19 protein-coding genes and 1 tRNA gene are annotated in these 20438 nt (G+C 59.6%); 3 read left to right on the top strand and 17 right to left on the bottom strand.

Going from position 1 to position 20438, the window contains the following annotated elements:
* Positions 1–27 precede the first annotated feature (27 nt).
* Both AB5287_RS05405 and AB5287_RS05400 read left to right on the top strand, forming a co-directional pair.
* Entirely contained in the window at positions 28–660 is a 633-nt protein-coding gene (locus tag AB5287_RS05405) for a MerR family transcriptional regulator (RefSeq protein WP_007052293.1), read from the top strand.
* Positions 661–789: 129 nt separating this feature from the next.
* Positions 790–1197, top strand: coding sequence for a hypothetical protein (locus AB5287_RS05400; protein WP_032738578.1), 408 nt, complete (start codon positions 790–792; stop codon positions 1195–1197).
* Between the two features lie 133 nt (positions 1198–1330).
* On the opposite strand, the gene AB5287_RS05395 is transcribed toward AB5287_RS05400, so the two are convergent.
* The 10 genes from AB5287_RS05395 to AB5287_RS05350 all read right to left on the bottom strand — a co-directional run bounded on the left by AB5287_RS05395 (position 1331) and on the right by AB5287_RS05350 (position 12653).
* A complete protein-coding gene (locus AB5287_RS05395; protein WP_013410849.1) occupies positions 1331–1552 on the bottom strand; it encodes a hypothetical protein in 222 nt (73 codons plus the stop codon).
* Between the two features lie 23 nt (positions 1553–1575).
* Positions 1576–2295 (bottom strand): HAD family hydrolase, encoded by a 720-nt coding sequence (locus AB5287_RS05390; protein ID WP_007052873.1) that lies wholly within the window; start codon positions 2293–2295, stop codon positions 1576–1578.
* 129 nt (positions 2296–2424) lie between these two features.
* On the bottom strand, positions 2425–2772 hold the full coding sequence (locus AB5287_RS05385) for an RNA polymerase-binding protein RbpA (RefSeq protein ID WP_007052872.1): 348 nt from the start codon (positions 2770–2772) through the stop codon (positions 2425–2427).
* A gap of 115 nt (positions 2773–2887) precedes the next feature.
* A complete protein-coding gene (locus AB5287_RS05380) occupies positions 2888–5479 on the bottom strand; it encodes an RNA helicase (protein ID WP_007057119.1) in 2592 nt (863 codons plus the stop codon).
* 12 nt (positions 5480–5491) lie between these two features.
* Positions 5492–5809, bottom strand: coding sequence for a hypothetical protein (locus AB5287_RS05375; RefSeq protein ID WP_007052870.1), 318 nt, complete (start codon positions 5807–5809; stop codon positions 5492–5494).
* A 10-nt stretch (positions 5810–5819) separates the two neighbouring features.
* Positions 5820–7733 (bottom strand): YafY family protein, encoded by a 1914-nt coding sequence (locus AB5287_RS05370; protein ID WP_007052869.1) that lies wholly within the window; start codon positions 7731–7733, stop codon positions 5820–5822.
* Between the two features lie 139 nt (positions 7734–7872).
* Entirely contained in the window at positions 7873–9402 is a 1530-nt protein-coding gene (locus AB5287_RS05365) for a UTP--glucose-1-phosphate uridylyltransferase (RefSeq protein WP_081292009.1), read from the bottom strand.
* A gap of 216 nt (positions 9403–9618) precedes the next feature.
* Positions 9619–9692 (bottom strand) — tRNA-Pro (locus AB5287_RS05360).
* A gap of 64 nt (positions 9693–9756) precedes the next feature.
* Positions 9757–11886, bottom strand: a complete 2130-nt coding sequence (der, locus tag AB5287_RS05355) for a bifunctional cytidylate kinase/GTPase Der (protein ID WP_007055764.1) — start codon at positions 11884–11886, stop codon at positions 9757–9759.
* On the bottom strand, positions 11883–12653 hold the full coding sequence (locus AB5287_RS05350; RefSeq protein WP_007052866.1) for a pseudouridine synthase: 771 nt from the start codon (positions 12651–12653) through the stop codon (positions 11883–11885). Before AB5287_RS05350 ends, der begins: the two co-directional genes overlap by 4 nt.
* Before the next feature lie 195 nt (positions 12654–12848).
* Here AB5287_RS05350 and AB5287_RS05345 point away from each other — a divergent pair, with 195 nt between their 5' ends.
* On the top strand, positions 12849–13817 hold the full coding sequence (locus AB5287_RS05345) for an MIP/aquaporin family protein (RefSeq protein WP_049136803.1): 969 nt from the start codon (positions 12849–12851) through the stop codon (positions 13815–13817).
* On the opposite strand, the gene AB5287_RS05340 is transcribed toward AB5287_RS05345, so the two are convergent.
* The 7 genes from AB5287_RS05340 to yajC form a co-directional block, all read right to left on the bottom strand.
* The gene (locus AB5287_RS05340) at positions 13716–14018 is read right to left on the bottom strand and encodes a hypothetical protein (RefSeq protein ID WP_008783527.1); all 303 of its coding nucleotides are present in this window, start codon (positions 14016–14018) and stop codon (positions 13716–13718) included. The genes AB5287_RS05345 and AB5287_RS05340 overlap by 102 nt on opposite strands.
* Positions 14019–14163: 145 nt before the next feature.
* A complete protein-coding gene (purH, locus tag AB5287_RS05335; protein ID WP_100988925.1) occupies positions 14164–15801 on the bottom strand; it encodes a bifunctional phosphoribosylaminoimidazolecarboxamide formyltransferase/IMP cyclohydrolase in 1638 nt (545 codons plus the stop codon).
* Positions 15749–17128: a DUF6350 family protein gene (locus AB5287_RS05330; RefSeq protein WP_117651085.1), complete on the bottom strand. Its 1380-nt coding sequence runs from the start codon at positions 17126–17128 to the stop codon at positions 15749–15751. Before AB5287_RS05330 ends, purH begins: the two co-directional genes overlap by 53 nt.
* Positions 17129–17147: 19 nt before the next feature.
* The gene (sucD, locus tag AB5287_RS05325) at positions 17148–18059 is read right to left on the bottom strand and encodes a succinate--CoA ligase subunit alpha (protein ID WP_007052862.1); all 912 of its coding nucleotides are present in this window, start codon (positions 18057–18059) and stop codon (positions 17148–17150) included.
* On the bottom strand, positions 18059–19261 hold the full coding sequence (sucC, locus tag AB5287_RS05320; RefSeq protein WP_007052861.1) for an ADP-forming succinate--CoA ligase subunit beta: 1203 nt from the start codon (positions 19259–19261) through the stop codon (positions 18059–18061). The genes sucD and sucC overlap by 1 nt, the downstream gene beginning before the upstream one ends.
* A 96-nt stretch (positions 19262–19357) precedes the next feature.
* Positions 19358–19939 carry an adenine phosphoribosyltransferase gene (locus AB5287_RS05315; RefSeq protein WP_007052860.1) on the bottom strand — a complete coding sequence of 194 codons (582 nt, stop codon included), beginning with the start codon at positions 19937–19939 and terminating at the stop codon, positions 19358–19360.
* A 63-nt stretch (positions 19940–20002) separates the two neighbouring features.
* The gene (yajC, locus tag AB5287_RS05310) at positions 20003–20422 is read right to left on the bottom strand and encodes a preprotein translocase subunit YajC (RefSeq protein ID WP_368220881.1); all 420 of its coding nucleotides are present in this window, start codon (positions 20420–20422) and stop codon (positions 20003–20005) included.
* Between the last annotated feature and the right edge of the window lie 16 nt (positions 20423–20438).

The raw sequence follows: 20438 nt of genomic DNA, 5'->3' as shown, positions 1-20438 counted from the left end.
GAGACACGCATGAGTTAGGGGAGTGCCATGGGACAGACCGGGCTGCATCTTCATGTTTCGCTTGAGGACCGTCAGAATCTGAACGCTGACGCGATTCAGGGGGAGTTGTTCTCCAACGTCGATACTGAGGAGATCAAGCGCGGCTACCGTGGCACTGTGGCCTCCAAGGTGGCCGGCATCACGTACCGACAGCTCGATTATTGGGCACGCAAGCAGATTGTTGAGCCGTCCATCACGCCGTCTCATGGCTCCGGTTCACGCCGACTGTACTCGTTTAAGGATGTGGTGATTCTCGCTGTATCCAAGAAGTTGCTTGATGCCGGTGTGAATCTGCAGAACGTGACGGCGGCTATCGGATTCTTGACTCAACGCAGCACCGATCAGCTGGCCAATGTGACCATCATGTGCGATGGTCAAAACGTGCATGAATGCACGACCAGCGAACAGATGCTCGAACTGTTGCAAAGCGGTAAGGCAGTGTTCGCCGTGTCGGTGGGTTCGTTGTGGCACCAGATTGAGACGGCCTTGGAACAGGAAGAATATGTTGATCTTGAGGCCAAGCCGCTGACGATTGCCACGGGCCGTCCGATTGATGAACTGACTGCCATGAGGATGCGCAAGAAGCTCGAGGCACAGCGCTTGCAACGCGCAACCGCCTGATACATGTATGGTTGTTGGCGACTTGCCGGCTTTGGTCGGCAGGTCGCTTTGTTGTATGTGTTGCTTTTGTTGCCTGCCATTTTATGTTTTTTATATGTTGAGGTGATTTATGACTGATTGGAGGACCGGGTGAACGGGATTGTTGTCGGATTGTTGCCGGGCGTTCTGTGGATGGTCGCCGTCATCTTTGCTGTGTCCATCATCACTATAACGGTCAGCCGAGGTCATCTGTTCACGCCGAAACGCCGGCGACCGCCGGTCGATCCGGTCGACTGGTCGATGGTGAAAACGCATTTCATGTCGTTTGCGGCGGCGCTGATCCCGTTTCCCGTGTTGACGTTTACAGCGGATTTGATGGATGTTCGCATGCTCGCGTTCTACGACCACGCACAATTGCCCGGAGCAATCATCATATTCGTGCTGGTGCTGTTGGAACTTGTCGCCATGTATCTGCAGGCGCGCAACGCTTCGGAATCCGAAATGGACAAGCGTTTGGGCGTTGCTTCTCACCGGAATAAGGATGATGTTGCGAAGTAGCCGATTCTCTGCGGCGAGGCTAATCCGCAACTAGATACTACTGGTTCGGCTAAAATCACCACGTACTATTAGCCGATAATGTACGTTATGTCAGATTAGTTATCCTTGACAAGGATTCGGTCGCCTGTATCAACTAGTCCACGCATACCAAGGCCGACAGCCAAAGGAGCACCGGAGCGACCACCGCAATTGCAAGAATCGCCGTGCCTTTCAGCCAATCCTTGTCATCTCGTTTCCAGTGGAATGCTCGCCAAATGAACCATATCAGCATGGGAATCTCATACAGCGACAGCAATGGCAAACCGATGAAAACCAGGTCGAAGCCCGCGGCGCAGGCTCCATCGCATCCCATCATGAAGAAGTCCTCGCCGTTGTGTTTCAGTGTGTTTGGAAATAACGGTTTACGGCTTCTTCGATCTGCTCGGGCTTCTCGATGATTTCGTAGGCACCGTGTTCTTCCATCTCACCGGCCGGAGCGTAGCCCCAGCGGCAGCCAATGGCGTCCAGATTGCAGGCGTGGGCGCCGTCGATGTCGGTGTAGCGGTCGCCGATCATCACGGCCTTGTCCCCCGCTGCAGCATCAAAACCGATTTTGTCGAAGCAGTACCGAATCACCTGATCCTTGTCCAAACGAGAGTTATCCCTGGATGCGCCATAGATGCCGTCCAACAGCTCGGTCAGATGGAAATGCTCACAGATCGGAACGCATTGGTACTCGGGCTTGCAGCTGGCCAACGCCAGATAATAGCCGTCGGCACGCAGCTTGAGCAGCTGTTCGCGGATACCGGGAAACACGACGTTCACCAAGCGGCCGGGAACTTTGTTGCCGGGCTCGTTCGGATCATCGAACACGGCGCGATCCGCATAGTAGCTGCGGTAGATGGTGACCGCCCGGTCAAGCTCATCCTCCGGCACATGGTTGCGTCGCAGCGATTCGATGATGGCCGGACCAATGAAACGATGCAGCTCGGCATCGTCGGGAACCGGGCGACCCAATTCCTCGAACGTCTTGACGACGGAGGCGATGATGCCGCCGTCGGACTTGGTAAGCGTGCCGTCGAGGTCCAACAGGACCACTTTCATCGGATGCTGTGCCATTGAGATTCCACTCCCCTTTGTTCATGTCGACTGCTTTGAATGGTCGTCAAACAATGCGACTTGTTCCAACAATGATTATGCCCAGTCGGGATGACTGGGCATCAAGTTCACGTGTTGTTCAGTAGGAGATCACTCGTAGTCAGGAATCCAACCGTCACGGTGCATTTGCAGGCGCTTTTCGAGTAGGGTGGCCAGTTCCTCTTCGCTACGGCGTTCCAGCAGCATGTCCCAGTGGGTGCGGGTGGGTTTGCTGATCTCGTCGCCCTCACGGTCGGCGTCGCCCTCACGGTGGGCCACGGAACCACAACGGCACTCCCACTCGTCCGGGATTTCGGCACCCTCGGCAAACGGCAGGATGGTGCGGTGGCCCTTCGGGCATACATACGCCACATCGTTTCGTGCGGCGAAATCGACGTTGTCGTCGGACTCCAGCGATTTCGCTCCGATGCTCATGCCCCTGAGGCTACGTTCTGCCATATCGGCATCCTCCTTGAAAGATCTTTAACCCTACTAATTTACGCAACAGTTCGGACTTGGCCGCTATTCCAAGCTTCCGACGTCGGCTGACAAACTCCCATCAAACGGCCCCCCGTCAGTCCACGCCGGAGTAGGCCACCACACCACGATTGACCCGGTCGGCCGCTTCGTGGGCGAGGCCTGCCAGCCGCTCTCCCCCGTCGAACGGCAGCGGCTGGGCGACAGCGATCTGCTGCAGCACGTCAGCCAGTCGTTTGGCAGTGCGCACGAAGTCGCCGCCGGTCATGTCGGTGCCGTACAGGCACGATCCCAGCGAACCGCCATCCGCCCATTCATACATGATGTCGAGAATGCCGAAGTCCGGCCGCTGCATCTCGTCCAGACCGTGATCCTCGCACAGGATATCGATGTCTTCACAGATGCCCTTGAGCTTGGACGAAGCGATTGCGATGGGCCCGGAGATGCCGCCCGGGTAGTGCCTCGGTTCGCCGTCTCCCCCGCGTCTGGCCTCGTATACCAGTGAAGAGAGCACAGCGGCCAGTCCGTTGGCGTCGAGCTTGTCGAACGTGCCGGCGAGCAGCGCCTCGCACAGTTCCAGGTCATGTTCACTGTAGATGCGGCGCAGCAGCGAGCCTTTTTCGGTCAACGTCATGTCAATGTGGCCGGCCGCATTGACATGACGTTCGAGGTAACCAAGCCCGGTGAGAATATCGCAGATGCGATCGAACTGACGGGCCACGGACCCGGTACGGGAGTCGTAGCGATCGGTGACGCGCTGCAGTTCGCGGGTCTCGCGGGCCCAGCGGTGGCCCCACTTGAGGTGTTGCTGGAGGTCCGGGCAGTTGCGGCATGGATGCTCGTGCTCCGCCTTGCGCAAATCGCGAATGCGCTGGTCAAGGTTCTGGAAGGCGCGTGAACGCTCCTGATCGGTCAGGAACACTTCGTGCTTCAGTTTGCGGCGGCCTTCCTTTTCGATGTCGCTCAGCTCCATACGCAGGGTCATGAACTGTTTGAAGTCGCCGTGTTCGCATGCGAACGCCTGTTCGTATCCGGCCAGCGCGTTCTTCAGTGTGTTGATCTGCGATTCCAGCTGCCAGGCCGATTCGTTGGCCTCCCACTGGGCAAACGACTGGTCCAGGGTAACGTGCGCGGTCTCGTAGTCGCTGGAGTTGAGCAGGTTCACGGCCATGTTGAACGTGGGTCGGAAGCTCGAGTGCAGCGGGTAGACACGCTTGGATGACAGCGCGGCGGCCGTGGCGGGCACAAAACCGTGATGGTCAACCACGATGGCGTGGCCGATGGTGTCGATGCCGCGCCGACCGGCACGACCGGTGAGCTGCGTGAATTCGCCGGGCGTCAGGCCCACATGACCGGTACCGTCGAACTTCTCGAGTTTCTCTACCACCACGCAGCGGGCCGGCATATTGATGCCCAAGGCCAGTGTTTCCGTGGCGAACACCATTTTGACCAGACCTTCTTCGAACAATCGTTCGACTATCTGGCGGAACAGGGCAATCATGCCGGCATGATGCGAAGCGAAGCCTTCTTCCAACGCAAAGCGGAACTTGGAGAACTGCAGGGCTTTCAGGTCTTCCTGAGTGAGTTGCCCCTCCACCATCTCATCCACGATGCGGCGAATCTTGGTCACTTCCTCATCGGTGGTGAGCTCCAGTCCAGCGTTGATACACTGTTCCACGGCCTGGTCACAACCGTTGCGCGAGAAGATGAAGTAGATGCCGGGCAACATTCCCAGAAAGTTAAGCTCGTCCACCACGGCCCAGCGGCGCGGGGTGTGGCGTTCCGCTTTCGGGGCATGGCCCTTGGCGCCTTTGCCGCCGCGGCCTCTGCCGAAGCCCTTGCGCTTATCGGGGCGTTCCTCGCCGCGCCGGCGTGCGGCCTTGCGGTCCAACTGGTCGAGCCGGTTGATGAGTTCGGCGTTGAGCTTGGTGGTCTGCTCGCCGTTGCCGTCGCGGCGATAGAGATCCAGCACCTCAGGCTCGGTGTGTTCGTCCGCCTGCACGATGACGTGCTGTTCCAAAGGCACGGGGCGGTGTTCGCTGATCACCAGTTTGGTGTCGCCTCGCACCGAGGCAATCCAGTTGGAGAAATCCTCCACGTTGGACACGGTAGCGGACAGGCCGACGATCTTGACCGTCTTGGGCAGGTGGATGATGACTTCCTCCCACACGGGCCCGCGGAACCGGTCGGCCAGATAGTGCACTTCGTCGAGAATCACGTAGCGCAGTGCGTTCAGCGTGGTGGAACGCTCGTAGAGCATGTTGCGCAGCACTTCGGTGGTCATGACCACGATGTCCGCCTCGGAGTTGATCGAGGTGTCGCCGGTGAGCAGGCCTACCTTGTCCGGGCCGTACACGTCGACCAGATCATGGTATTTCTGATTGCTCAGCGCTTTGATCGGTGTGGTATAGAAGGCTTTGACGTTGCGTTCCTGGGCGAGATAAATGGCAAAATCCGCCACTACGGTTTTGCCGGCACCGGTTGGGGCCGCGACCAGTACGTTGCTGCCGGCTTCGAGCGCGTCATTGGCTTCGGTCTGGAAGTCGTCCAGTTCGAAGGGCAGGGATTCGGCGAATCGCGCTGCTGCGGACGCCCGATGGCGCTGGACTTTTTGGAATGATGCGTACCGCTGCGAAGGGCTCAGCGTCTGGGAATCGGCATTGCCCTTATGGTGTTGGTGACGTGCCATTGCTGCTTTCCGTTAGTTGTTGAATCGCTTCCAGCGGGCCCATGCCTGGGTGTGGCGTTCGCGCTTGGCGGCCTTGCTGCGAATCACGTCCGCATGGGCCTCGGCATAACGATTCTGTGCCACGCTGAGCGGCTGAGTGAACAGAGGCGGCTCGCTGGTGTCGGCAGAGGTGCCAGACTCCCCCATCGCGGCCACGCGTTCACCGAGCTGGCCGCCGATGTCGGACATGTCTTTCAAGGCACGGATTCCATGAAGGGCTGCATAGATGAGTCCGGCAACAATCATGGCCAGCATGAACAGGGCCAGAATCAGCCATATCCACCAAGGCATGAAAGGCTCCTTACTTGTTCTCGCTGATGCTCAGTTCGCGTTCGGCGCGTGCCACGATCATGGTGCGCAACGTTTCCGGGGCGACCGCCGTGATATGACGCGCGTGTGCGATGCAGAAGGCCACGAACCAGGAGTCGGAGGAAACGGTCAGATGCACCTTTTCACCGGCACCGCATTGTTCGACGGTAGCGCCCGGCAATGTCTTGATGAATGCCAGATCGCGCTGATCGGTGATGAACACCGCGTCGGTACCGTTGTCGAAACTCCACTTGCGCAGTTCGCTCACCGGCATGTTCGGGATGTTGATCTGCTTGGTGGGCTTGACCAGTTCCGCCTTTTCGATACGGGCCAAGCGCAGCACCTGCCAGATGCGCGGCTTGCCGTTCGCCTTGTCGATGGTCTTGTCTTTGGAGACGTAGGCCTTCTTGTCCTTAGGGGCGGCGGAACCGACATCCGTGTAGACGGCGGCATAATACACGCCTTCGTCGATGAAAATCTTGGCGGGGGCCACCAGCTTGCGACGGGTACTACCGGTACCGTCGGAGTACTCCATGTCCAACAGCGAATCGGTGTTGATCGCGCGCTTGACGATGGAGAAGCTTCGGGGCTCCAGCTCATAGCCGGTCAGGCTCAGCCACGGGGTCTGGCCCGGGCTGACATGGCGGCGCAAACGCTCATACAGGGATTCGGCCTGCCCACGCTGCTTGTCCGGCAGTAACGGCGAATGCGCCAAGTAGCTGACCGAGGCGGTGAGCATGCTGAGGTATTGCGGCGAAATGCCGGCAAGACGTTCAAGGCCCAACGAATTGGTGGCGGAAACAATACCCTCGGCATCCAGCAGCGGCCAGTCGATATCGAAGAACTGGCTGCCAGCCATCTCACCATCGTCGGAAACGGTGGTCAGGGTGTTGATGTCCTTATGAATGATGTTGACGAATTTCTTGAGCTCGTCGTCGTTCTTCGGTTTGCCGATAAAGCGCTCGGCCAGCTCGCTCATCGAGAATTCCTCACCCAGGTGAGCGGAGAGGAACAGCATCAGACGCAGGCGACGATCCACCTCGCTGCCCGTTTGGAAAGCGGGGCCGTTCTTCTTGTTCTGGGCCTTGATCGACTCGGGATCACCCGGCTCACGAACATCGCGACTAATCGACGGGGAAACCACCGAGGCGCTTACAGGGCTGGCGGATTCGTCAGCCAGAGTGAATCGGCTGGCGGCGTGCAGGCGGCGATGATAGGCGTCCACAGCCTCCTGCGGGCTGACAATCGTGGCACCCGGATGCTCCAGCACAAACATGGCCAAATCGTCGGAATCGGTGTAGGCCACGTTCAGGTGTTCGCCGTCCACATCAACGGTGGCGGCAAAGCGACGCGAATCGATAACCTTGACCAGCGAGTCCGGAATGGGCTGCGTGCCCAAGCCAGGCGCAATCGAATCCAAACCGAGACCGGGAATAGGGGTCTGCGGCACACGCGGCGTGGTGCGCGACGCATGTTGGGCGAGCTGGGACTGATCCGGCTCGGAGGAAATCGACATCGAACGAGCCAGATAGTTGGCGGCGGCAAGCACCGGCATATCTTCCGGCTCGAACATCAGGCGGATGCGCGGTTCGTCGCCCAACTGCAGACGATAGGACGCGAAGTCCTGGCCTTCAGACTTGGACGAGTACTCAGGCTGCCGTGATTCGATGGCAATGCCCATCGCAGCGAGCTTGGCGCGATCACGCTGGAACTGCTTGGCGAACGCGGCCTTGGCGGCCTGATCTGCCAGCTCTCCATACGAGTCGGCGTAAGCCTTGACGCGCTGCGCAATTTGGCGGGATGTGAGCCATTGCGGGAACGCGGATGACAACACAGCCAGTACGTCCAGCTCGTGCTTGCCCCATTTGTCGGAAAAACGCCGACGTCCGCTTGTGCCCTCTGCCATTAGTCCTCACGTATAGTTATTGTTTCGTTATAAGTGCGTATGAGTTTCCCCACACTCACTCTATCTTAGAGGCTTTTTCCACAGTTGAGCGCCATTTCACAAAAATAATATCTTTTTTATCGTTCGGCCGTGTTGTAAATCACACCCAATCGTCCGGTTCGATGCCTTGCGGGCCAACGTATTCGCCGTTCGGCACGTAGCTCGGCTCACCCTTATCTTCAAGTTTGGCGTCGGCGAACATCATGACGTCACGTCCGAATGTCCAGTCGCCCTGAATGGAAACCGAGTTGGCTGCGGCCAAAGATGGCACGGCGTAGGGGAACCGTTCGTCGAAATCGCGGATGTTCTTGTAGTATCGCGGATCAAGTTCGACGTTCGGGAAGATGTAATTGCCGTCTTCCATCTCATACGTGTCCGTCAGGTGGAAGCGATCGGAACGCATAATGAACAAATCATTGGTGGTTTTCACCGGAAGGAAGCGCATACGATCCACTTGGACGCAGATGGAACCGTTGAACAGACCGATTGCGGCACCCATGGCGGTTTCCAGCTGAATCACCTGTTCGGAGTTCGGGTCCGTGGGATTCACGGTCTTTTTGTTACGAATCACCGGCAACGGCAACACACCATCGCATTCGGCGAGCTTGTCTTTCAAAGCGTCGATGCGAATCCAGATCGAGTTGGTGTTGAAGTAAGGATGCTTGGCGATGTCTTGGGCCGCTTCCTTATCATCCGGATGGACCTGGCTCATTTCACGCAGGATCAGGCGACCAGTGGCCTTGTCTCGCACGATATGGCCTCCCTTGCGATCGGCCTTGGTGCGGATAGCCACTTCGGCCATGAACGGGGCACCTGTGTTTTCGAAGTGCTGGGCCAACGTACGCGAGGGGCGTGCACCGAGATTGTCGGAATTGGAGATGAACAGGTACTTGAAGCCGCGCTCCTCCAATACGTCAAGCAGGCCGGACTCCCAGATGGTGGAGAACAGGTCGCCGTGGCCGGGCGGGCACCATTCCAGCTCCGGGTTCATGGGGTAGCTCACCGGTTCGCCGGTGGCGGCCACGAGTTTGGGTTCCTGATGCTGGATGATTTCCATCGGCACGTCATGCTGGCTGAACTTGCGATGATGCTTGAGCGCCTTCATCGTGTCCGCCGAAGTGCGGAAAGAATTCATGAACGTCAGCGGCAGTTCGACGTTCAGGCGGGTGCGAGCGGTAAGCACCTGACCGATGATGATGTCGATGAAGCGCATCTGCTTGGCCTTGTGCCTACGCACCGGCAACAGCGACTTGGCCTTGTCCAATCCCATGGAGGTGCCCAGACCGCCATTGAGCTTGAGGAATGCGGTCTTGGCGAAGGCGTCCACGGCCTTGTCGTGGTTGATGGTCTCATAGACGTCGTGGAAGCTGGGCACGTGGCCAAGCGGCTCGATGTCGTCCTCGCGAATCCAGCTGGAGGCTTCTTCATGGCGCCATACGTCATACAAATGGTGGAACTGGTTGATGGCGGTTTCGCTCATGCCATGCTCGCGCATCTTGGCGGCCGAAAGCTCGAAAGTCTCATCCACTTCGGGGGTGTTTACGGTTTCTTCGGGGGTGTCCGAGGTAACGGCGTCGGTGTCGTCAGCGGCGGCGATATCCAGTTGGGCCTTATCGTTTATTTCTGTCAATTCGGGTCCCTTTCGTCAAATCAATAGGAACCAGTCTAGCCCCTGTTTGGGGCAAACGCATACGACGGGGGTGCGGAGGCGGTGAATTGTCGGTGATAATTCATTACGAATGGCTTACAAAGGTAAGTCCGTCGTCATGTTGTCTCATATTGTCTGAAAACGGAAAAACCCCGGAAGACAACCACTCAAAAGTGGCAGAATTCCGGGGCTAATCGGTCGGGCCGGCGGGATTTGAACCCGCGACCCCTTGACCCCCAGTCAAGTGCGCTACCAAACTGCGCTACGGCCCGATGGTGCAAAAGCACCGAGTAGATAATTTACCAGATATTTGAAATCTGGCAAATTACGCGCGTGTCACTTCCGCTTCTTCTTCTCGCGGATGTTCACGGAGATCTGAATCGGCGTGCCTTCGAAGCCGAATTCCTCGCGCAGGGAACGCTCGATGTAGCGGCGGTAGCCGTGCTCGAGGAAGCCGGTGGCGAAGATCACGAAACGCGGCGGGCGCGTGGATGCCTGCGTGGCGAAGAGGATTCGCGGCTGCTTGCCACCACGCAACGGGTGCGGGTGGGCGGCCTGAATTTTGCCGAGGAAGGCGTTGAGCTTGCCTGTAGGAATACGCTGATCCCAGGATTCCAAGGCCTTATCCATGGCTCGCGTCAGACGGTTGGTGTGCCAGCCGGTCTTGGCGGACAGATTCACACGCTCGGCCCACATCACACGGTCGAATTCGGTGTTCCACAGGCGTTCGAGACGCTGCTTGTCGAACTCGTCCATCGCATCCCACTTATTGAACACGAGCACGATCGCACGGCCCGCATCCACGGCTGTGGACATGACCTTCAAATCCTGATCGGATACCGGCTGCGAAGCATCAAACAGGATCAGCGCCAATTCACAGCGCTCGATGGCGGCCTGCGTGCGCAGAGAGGAATAATATTCCGCGCCTGTGAGCTTGTGCTGGCGTCGCTTGATGCCGGCCGTGTCGATGAACAGCCAGTCCTCGCCATCGATGTTGACGATTTCGTCGACGGGGTCGCGCGTAGTGCCGGCCAAATCGTTGACCACGGCACGTTCTTCGCGCGCCAGCTGATTGAGCAGAGACGACTTGCCCACGTTCGGGCGGCCCACCAGAGCCACGCGGCGCAGGCCGGAAGGCGTGAGGTAGCCGGAAGTCTTCTCGGCCTGCTTGAGCTTGTCGAGCGCGACGTCCAGCAGGTCGCCCACTCCCCTGCCGTGCATGGCGGAAATCGAGTATGGTTCGCCGAGGCCGAGCTTCCAGAATTCGGCGGCAAGGTATTCGCTGGCCTGGTCGTCGATCTTGTTGACGGCCAGCACGACCGGCTTGCCGGCGGCACGCAGCATCTTGACGATGCGCTCATCGGTGGTGGTCATGCCCACTTGACCATCGACAACGAATACCACAGCATCGGCCAAGGTCACGGCAACCTGTGCCTGTGAGGCGATGGCGGATTCAATGCCTTCCACGTCGGCTTCCCAGCCGCCCGTGTCCACCAGCTTAAAGTCGGTGCCGGCCCATTCCGCGTCATAGCTCACACGGTCTCGCGTAACGCCCGGCGTGTCTTCCACAACGGCGGCACGGCGGCCGAGGATACGGTTGACCAGGGATGATTTGCCCACGTTCGGACGGCCTACAACAGCCAGCACACCCACCGGCTTGGGGCCGGCCTTGCGCGCGCCTTCCGTGAAACCGCGGCCGGAAATCAGATCCTCATCGCCTTCGTCCAGCTCATAGCCTTCGAGATTGGCGGCATACTGCTCGTATTCTTGGTTCTCGATGGCGTCCTCGACCAGACCGATGAGCAGATCGAGCGTGTGGGCGAAGTCCAAATCGGAATTGTCGATGGTAGTAACGCCATCGGCGGCGGTCAGGAAGCTGGTGACCTTGGAATCGGCCTTGTCGCGCGCAGCCACATCCTCAGCACCCACGCCCTTGACGGCTTGGCCGGTGCGACGGGCCTGACGGACCTCCTCACGGGCGGTCAGCAGCACGCGCACCTCGGCGTCCGGGGACACCACGGTGGTGATATCGCGGCCCTCGGCCACGATGCCCAAACCCCCGGAGAAGGAGTCGGCCGACGCTTCGCGGGCGATGTAGGCGCGCTGGGCGGCGATGAGCACGTTGCGCACCGGGATGACGTTCGACACCTTGGAGACATGGCTGGAGACTTCGGAGGAACGAATGGCCTCGGAGATGTCCTCGTCGTCGGCGAATACGCGGGGGTTGTCCGGGTCCACGGAGATATCGAAATGGTCGCCGGTGAAGAACTCGCCCACCGCTTCGGTGATGACACGCTCATCCACGGTTTCGGCGTCCAGATCGATGTCCTGCTTCAGACACCACCAAGCGCAGGCACGATACATCGCGCCCGTGTCAAGGTAAGCGTATCCGAAATACTTGGCCAGCGCCTTGGACGTGGACGACTTGCCCACGCCGGCGGGGCCGTCGATGGCAACGCGAATCACAGACCAACCTCCTTGGACAGCGAACGGACTTCCGTCTGGGACAGCACGCGGTAGGAACCGGGCTTCAAATCACCGAGCTTGATCGGGCCGATCTGGGTGCGCACCAAGCGCTTGACCGGGAAGCCGATTGAGCCGAAGATACGTCGCACGATGCGGTTCTTGCCGGAGTGCAGCACGACCTTGACCATCGTGTGGTCACGCGAGGAGTCGATGATCGCGCAGTGGTCGAGCTTGATCCAGCCGTCGTCGAGCTGCACGCCGGTGGTCACGAGTCGACGGCACACGGTGCCGGAGATCTTGCCTTCCAGCGTAGCGACGTAGGTCTTCTCGACCTCGTACTTGGGGTGCATGACGTGCTGCGAGAGCTCGCCGTCGTTCGTCATGAGGATCAGGCCTTCGGAATCGTAGTCGAGACGGCCCATGTGGAAGATGCGCTCGTACTTGTCGCCCACGATGTCGCGCAGCGTGTAGCGGCCCTTCGGGTCGTCCATGGCGGAGAGCACCTTGCGGGGCTTGTTCAGCGCCAGAGTGACGTGGTTCGGATTGACGCGTACGCGCGAACCGTCTACGCGCACCTGCTGCTTATGAGGGTCAACGCGAGTTCCGAGCTCGGTGACCAGTTCACCGTCGACCTCGACACGGCCTTCGGTGATCATGTCCTCGCACTTGCGGCGGGAACCGAATCCCGCTTGGGCAAGCAGCTTCTGGAGTCGAATGGAATTGGAATCGTCTTGCGCTTTCGCAGCGCGGGAATATGCGTTTGGCATCGTTCTCCCAACGTGGCCGGACAGATTCTGTCATCGCAGAGACTGTCGATTTGTATACATACTTCAGAGTTGGCGGACTGGAATCCCAGCCAATCCCAACCTATATATCATACCGCAACGTAGGACTGCTGCTAGACTGGCAACCGTTTGTGCGGGTTCGCCCGTCTTCCGACAGATGAAAAGGAATGAACAATCATGGAAGAAACCAATCAACAGCCGCTGGCTCTGCGCGTGTGCGCCGAATTGGCCGGCAGCTTCCTGCTGTGCTTTGCCATTTACGCCTTCTCCACATGGGGTTCGGCCGTGTATGGCATCAATATCGTGTTCTTCGCGTTGGCTACCGGCTTGGCATATGCCGCAGTCACCGCCATCTTCTCCCGCGTGTCCGGTGGCCAGCTGAATCCGGCCATCACCGTAGCCTCTGTGCTGGTTTCCAAGACGAAAATCCTGGATGGCATCCTCTATGTGATCGCTCAGGTCATCGGTGCCATCGCCGCCGGCTTCGCCGTGGTCAAGCTGCTGCCCACATCCGAGCAGGTAGCTGCCAAAGTGTGGCTGACTCCGGCCGTTAACGGTTTCGAAAACGGCTCCGTGTCTTACTCGCTGCTGACCCAGTATGGCATTACGTTCTCGATTACGCTGGCGATTGTCGTCGAGGTCGTTGCCTCTCTGATTGTCGTTGCCACCGCCATGTCTTCTCTGGGTGATCACGACGAGTCCTCGGACCGTCATGTCATTGCCATGGGTCTTGCCTATGGTCTGGCCACCGCCATCAGCTACCCGGTTACCGGTGCCGGTCTCAATCCCGCCCGTTCCACCGGCATCGCACTGGCCGCGATGAATGAGGGTCTTACGCAAAATCCGCTGCAGCAGCTGTGGGTATTCTGGATTAGCCCGGTCTTGGCCGCCGCTGTGGTGGCGTTGGTCATGATCATCGCGCAGATGATGACCACTCCCAAAGTGCCGGCTGCCGCCGATCTTCCGCAGACGGATGCCGATGCAAACGCGGACACGCTCGACGATGGCGAATTCTTCGATCAGGCCGCCTCGTCTGATGGCGATTCAGCGGAAAAAGATGTTGCCGAAGAGTCCAAAGAAGCTGAAGTAGGTAATCAGCAGGCCGATTCCCAAGGCGATGCCGATGAAGGAGTCGAACGCCACTGAGCGCACTTTCCATGGGCTTCTGTCCTGAAGAATCAGGCGAACAAGCCCGGTGATGATGGCCGTCACGGCAAGTATGACCGTGGCGGCCATCGTATATCCGAAAGCAACCAGCAGTGTGATGACGGCGACGACGCCGAGTACGCACCATTCAAACCATGGCTTGCCCTCATGTGCTTCGGATACATAGGGATGGTTATGCATGTTGCGATTCCTTCTGTCGAACGGTTACGTGACCACAATAGCAGGCGAATAGCAAAGGTGGGATTCCGCTTGGACCCGTTGACGGGTCAGGCGGAATCCCACCTTTGTGCGTTTTGGCTGAGCTGCTCCCCTCAGAGAGTCCCGATCAGTGGAAGAAGTGGCGGGTGCCGGTGAGGTACATGGTCACGCCGGCCTTCTTGACCGCTTCGATGACCTCCTCATCGCGGATGGAGCCGCCAGGCTGCACGATGGCCTTGACGCCCGCGTCGATAAGCACCTGGGCACCATCGGCGAACGGGAAGAACGCATCGGATGCCGCGACCGCACCGGTGGCGCGATCGGCACCATCGGCCAGCGTGTTGGCGCGCTCGACGGCCAAATGGCAGGAGTCCACGCGGTTGACTTGGCCCATGCCGATGCCAACCGTGGCCTGGTCGTGGGCCAGCAGGATGGCGTTGGACTTCACGCAGCGGATTGCACGCCATGCGAACACGAGGTCCTTCAGCGTGTCAGCGTCGGCGGCCTCGCCGGCCACGAGCTTCCAGGCGTCCGGATCGTCGCCGACGGCGTTGATCAGATCAGTGTCCTGCACAAGCAGGCCGCCATCGATCTGGCGGATGGCCTCGTGGCCCTTCGGCGGCTCGGCCACCTCGAGGATGCGCAGGTTCTTCTTCTTGGTCTGCAGCAGTTCGAGCGCGGCCGGCTCATAGTCGGGGGCGACGATGACTTCGGTGAAAATCGGGCGCACGCTTTCGGCCATCTCAAGGGTGACCTTGGAGTTGCAGGCGATCACACCGCCGTAGGCGCTCATCGGGTCGCAGGCGTGAGCCTTCTTGTGGGCCTCGGCCGCGGTCGCGCCGATGGCCAGACCGCACGGATTGTTGTGCTTGACTACGGCCACGGCAATGGCGGGAGCCATATCCCATACGGTGCGCCAGGCGGCGTCCGCGTCCACGTAGTTGTTGTAGCTCATCGGCTTGCCGCCGAGCTGCTCGGCGTGGGCGAAACCGGTCTGGTTGAGCGGGTCGATGTAGAGGGCGGCCTGCTGGTGGGAGTTCTCGCCGTAGCGCAGGGTGTGCGCACGATCCCAGGTGCGGGTGAACTGGGCCGGGAACTTGGCGGAATCGACTTCAGTGCCCTGATCGTCCTTGTCCACCTCGACGGCGTCCAGAGAGGCCGGCTTGGGCCAGTGCTTGGCGGTCCACTCGTTGATGGTGGCGTCATAGGCGGCGGTGTGCGCGAAGGCCTTGGCGGCAAGCCACTTGCGCTCGTCCAAGGAGAAGCCGGTGCCGTCGGCCACGCGGGAGGCGACCAGTGCATAATCGGCCGGGTCGGTGACGATGGCCACGGTGGCGTGGTTCTTGGCCGCGCCGCGCACCATGGAGGGACCGCCGATGTCGATCTTCTCGATGGTATCGGCCTCGTTGGCGCCGGAGCGCACGGTGTCGGCGAACGGGTACAGGTTGACGACCACCAGGTCGAACGGCTTGATGCCGAACTCCTCGAGCTGCTTGGCGTGCTCGGGGTTGGTCATATCAGCCAGAATGCCGGCGTGAATGTACGGGTGCAGCGTCTTGACGCGGCCGTCGAGGCATTCGGGGAATCCGGTGACATCGGACACCTCGGTTACCTTGACGCCCAGTTCGGCAAGCTTCTTGGCGGTCGAACCAGTGGAAACAACTTCAGTGCCGGCCTTCACGAACGCTTCCGCGAGTACTTCGATGCCTTCCTTATGAAAGACCGAGACCAGTGCTCGACGTATCGGTCGGTTCGTGTTTGTCATCCTGTTCCTCCTTGGATTCTTGTGGTTGTGACGCTAGGAACCGCGCCTGACGAACGGTGGCGGTCTTCGAGGTCGCGGCGGTGGTGCGGGAATCCTTGATTCTCTCAACCAACCAGATTATCGGAAAAACGAGCGCTGTGCCAATCAGCGCGAGCAGCCACGCCGCGGTAAGTCCCAGTGCGGTCGAATGACCGACGACTCTGGTGGAGGCCATGACGTCGACGCCTATGTGAGCAAGACGATGATCGCCAAGCGATCCATTGGACAGAGCGAACAGCAATGTGGATGCCAGTGAGATCAGCATCGCGCTCAGGCAGAATGCCCCGGCGGAGTAGATCAGCGAAACCAGTACTGGGCCGCGGGTGGACGTATTCCGTATATTCAACGGCCTGCAGGCGAATCCTTGCGGTAGGAATACAGCCAGCAGGCCCACGAGCGCAGCGATGGCGAGAGGCGCGTTCAAGGCAACGGTACGCCATAGTTCGCTGCTGACCGGTTCGGGCAGAATACCGAATACCGGAATTGCAGGAAGCTCTTTGGATTGGCCGAGCCATAACGTGAAACTGGCCAAATCACCGATGGCGAATCCGCCGCCGAAGAGCCAGGAAACAGCCCAGAGCATGACATTGGGTAGCCAGATCAGCATGGCGACGGTGGTGAGAATTCGTGAACCGGTTTCCATCCCGGACAATTCGAACAACGATACGACAGCGGCATGGTTGCGTACCGACCATACGATGACGGTAATCAATCCAATTGCCAGATATATGCTCAGTATCGCGACGGCCAAGGCGACGCCGATTTTCAGGCAGTGGCGTATGTCCGCCGGCACCTGCTTGCGAGTCCAGTCCCTGAATGCTCGCATTTTGGCTGATTCCGGTACGGCTGCGCATAGGAAACCGATCGAGAATACGATGGCTGCTTTCAGCAACACCAGCCACTGGTCATCGACAAGACCTAGGTGCACGGATTGCCGGAATGCCTCGTTCAACCCGAGCCAAACAATCAATCCGGCAACATACGCATGCGGCCCGTATGCTTTGATTCGCATGATGAGTGCATTGATCAGCCATATCAGCAGTATGGTCAACAGCAATGGCGTAATGGTGAGGGTGAACGAATCGGTTCTAAAGCCCGATCCCTCACTCAGAAGCACAACGGCCTGTGTCAGCGAGGTTGTGCCGACGGTGAGATTGTCGCCGCCCTCTTCCATAGAGACGACCAATAACATCAGCGCTGTATAGCAGCCTAATGCAACGGCATAGATGGCCATGGATGCGAGGGCGACTATGGCTCCCCGCACCCATTGGCGAATCACGGCTTTCATCACGATTGGTTGGAACCGATCAGTCGATGTTGGCCTTGGCGAGTACGTCACGCATGATTTCGGCGGCCTGGCCCGGGGTCTTGCCCACGGGGATGCCCGCCGCCTCGAGCGCGTTCTTCTTGTCCTGGGCGGTGCCCTTGCCTCCGGAGACGATGGCGCCGGCGTGGCCCATCTGCTTGCCTTCGGGGGCGGTGAAGCCGGCGATGTAGGCGACAACCGGCTTGGTCATGTGCTCCTTGGCCCATGCGGCGGCGTCCTGTTCGGCGAAGCCGCCGATTTCGCCGATCATCATGACAGCCTTGGTGTCGGGGTCGGCTTCGAATGCCTGCAGGGCTTCCAGCAGCGTCGTGCCGACGATCGGATCGCCGCCGGCGCCGAGACATGCGGTGAAGCCGATATCGGACAATTCGCCCATGAGCTGGTAGGTGAGGGTGCCGGATTTGGAGACCAGTCCGAGCGGGCCGCGGCCGACGATGCCGTCGGGGATGATGCCCAGATTGACGCCGGGGTTGCCGAGCGTGATGAGACCAGGGCAGTTCGGTCCGATGATGCGCACGCCCTTCTTGAGCGCCAGTTCGACGAAGTATGCGGAATCGGCCACCGGAATGCCTTCAGTGATGACCACGATGAGTTCGATGCCGGCTTCGACGGCTTCGACCACGGCGGACTTGGCGAACTTCGGCGGCACGAACACCACGCTGGCCTTGGCGCCGGTGGCTTCACGTGCTTCGCCGCAGGTGGCGAACACGGGGATGTCCGCGTCGGCACCGTTCTTGGCACCGGGGAAGGTGACGGATGTGCCGGCCTTGCGCGGGTTCACGCCGCCGACGATATTGGTGCCGGCCTTGAGCATGCGAGCCGTATGGGTCATGCCCTGATGGCCGGTCATGCCTTGGACGATAACGGGAGCGCCGTCTTCGATGAACAGCATCAGCGGACCTCCTTGGACTGGGTCGCCTCACCGGCGAGCTGCGCGGCCTTGGCTGCCGCGCCTTCCATGGTTTCGGACACATGGATATTCGGGTTATTGGCGGAGGCGAGGATATGCAGACCCTCGGCGGCGGCGTTGCCATCGAAGCGCACAACGATCGGCTTGGAACCGCCGAGCTTGGCGACCGCTTCGAGGATGCCGTTGGCGACTTCCACGCAGGAGGTGATGCCGCCATAGACATTGATGAACACGGATTCGACCTGAGGGTCGGACAGTACGATCTCCAGGCTTTCGGCCATGACGGCTGCGGAGGCGCCGCCGCCGATGTCCAGGAAGTTGGCGGGCTTGATGTTGGTGCCCTGTTCCTCGCCAGCGCCGGAGACGGCATCCAGGGAACTCATGACGAGTCCTGCGCCGTTGCCGATCACACCGACCTCGCCGTGCAGGTGCACGTAGTGCAGGCCGTGTTCGCGGGCACGCTGCTCGAAGGGGTCGGGAACGATGGGATCCACGAAACGCGCCCAGCCGTCATGGCGGAAGGAGGCGTTGTCATCCAAGGAGATCTTGGCGTCTAGGGCGCTCAGCTGCTTGGTGGATTCGTCATCCGGGTCGCCGATCTTGGCGAGCGGATTGATTTCCACGAGCGTGGCATCGTTGTCTTTGAAGCAGCGCCACATCTTGAGCAGAATCTGTGCGGCCTGATCGACGTCCGCGTGGTAGAAGCCGATGCTCTGCGCCATTTCGGTGGCAGCGGCCAAGTCGAAATCGCCGAGCGCATCGATGTGCAGGCGCTTGACGGCCTCCGGATGTTCCTTGGCGATTTCCTCGACTTCGGTGCCGCCGTTGGCGGTGGCCAGCACATCGAAGTCACGTGAGGTACGGTCCACGGAGATGGACACGTAGTATTCGTGCAGGATGTTCTTGGCTTCGGCTACAAGCACGCCGGAAACCTTGTGCCCGTGGATGGTCATCGGCAGGATGGACTCGGATTCAAGAATCGCCTCGTCGCGGTTATGGGCGATCTTGACGCCGCCGGCCTGACCACGATGACCGATCTTGACCTGCGCCTTGATTACGCAGGGATAGCCGATTTTGTCCGCCGCTTCAGCGACTTCATGGGAGTTCTGGGCAAAGATGGCGTCCGGGGTGGGAATGTCCTGTTCCTCGAGCAGCTGACGCGCCTGGTATTCGTAAAGATCCATCGATCCTTCCCTGACTATGTAATTGGTCCGGCATGTAACTGTACACAGTACATGCCGGACCTTGAAAACTGACTGTACGTTGGGTGAGACGAAATCTCAGGCCGGCATCGCGATCAGCGAGCTGCTGGGCTTGCCGTCGAGCTTATCCAGACCGTCGAGGCCATCGAGCCGCATCACGAAACTGAAGCCCACCACGGTGCCACCGGCCTTTTCGATAAGGTCGGTGGCGGCTTTGGCGGTGCCGCCCGTGGCGATGAGGTCATCGACGATGAGCACTCGCTTCCCTGCCTGTACGGCGTCGGTTTCGATTTCGACACTGGCCGTGCCGTATTCGAGGTCATAGGATTCACCGATGGTTTCAGGCGGCAACTTGCCGGCCTTACGCACGGCGATGAAACCCTTGCCCAAATGGGCGGCCATGGCCGGGCCGAACAGGAACCCGCGCGATTCGAGACCGGCAATGGAGTCGAATTCGCTCGGGGACACCGGCAGGGCCTCTTCAAGTGCTTTGAGCAGAATCTTCAAGCCCTTGGGGTCGGCGAGCACTGGCATGAAATCACGGAAGATGATGCCTTCCTTGGGAAACCCCGGTACGGAACGCACCAAGGACACCAGATATTCGGCGTCCTGTTGCCCTACCTTGCTCAATGCGTCGATGGTGATGTCCGACTGTGCCATAGTGCTCGCCCCTTTTATGCCTTTGCGATGCGATACGCGGATGGTGCTACCGAATCGAACAGCTTACTTCGTCTTGGTTTCGTTGTCGTCACCGGTCTCGTCAGCGGTGTCTTCCTCGGACACGACGGACGCCTCGATCGGAACCTGACCAGCCTCATCGTTAGCCGGAGCCGCGGTGTCTTCGTCGGGCAGCGGGTTGCCGTTCTCGTCGACCTCATCATCGGACACATAGGCCGGGCGGGTGTACTCACGGGCGATGGCGTTGAAGCCGAAACGCAGCTTGGAGCCTTCGGAGTCGATGACGATCTCCTCATACTGCTCGTCGACTTCGACGACCTTGCCGATCACCTGGCCGATGGTGATGACCTCGGTGCCGGGCTGCAGGTTGCGACGGAAGTCCTGCTTCTCCTGCTGTTGCTGCTTGGCCTTCTTGGACTGCCACCACATCATGCCGCCGAACACGACGACGATCACGATGAGCATAATGTACTGTTGTTCC

The organism is Bifidobacterium sp. RTP21102st3_E2_RTP21102_210122 (assembly GCF_040916945.1).
In the GTDB taxonomy this organism is placed as follows: Bacteria; Actinomycetota; Actinomycetes; order Actinomycetales; family Bifidobacteriaceae; genus Bifidobacterium; species Bifidobacterium longum.
The sequence above is the reverse complement of the archived record's forward strand: the minus strand, read 5'-3'. Positions and strand labels throughout refer to the sequence as shown.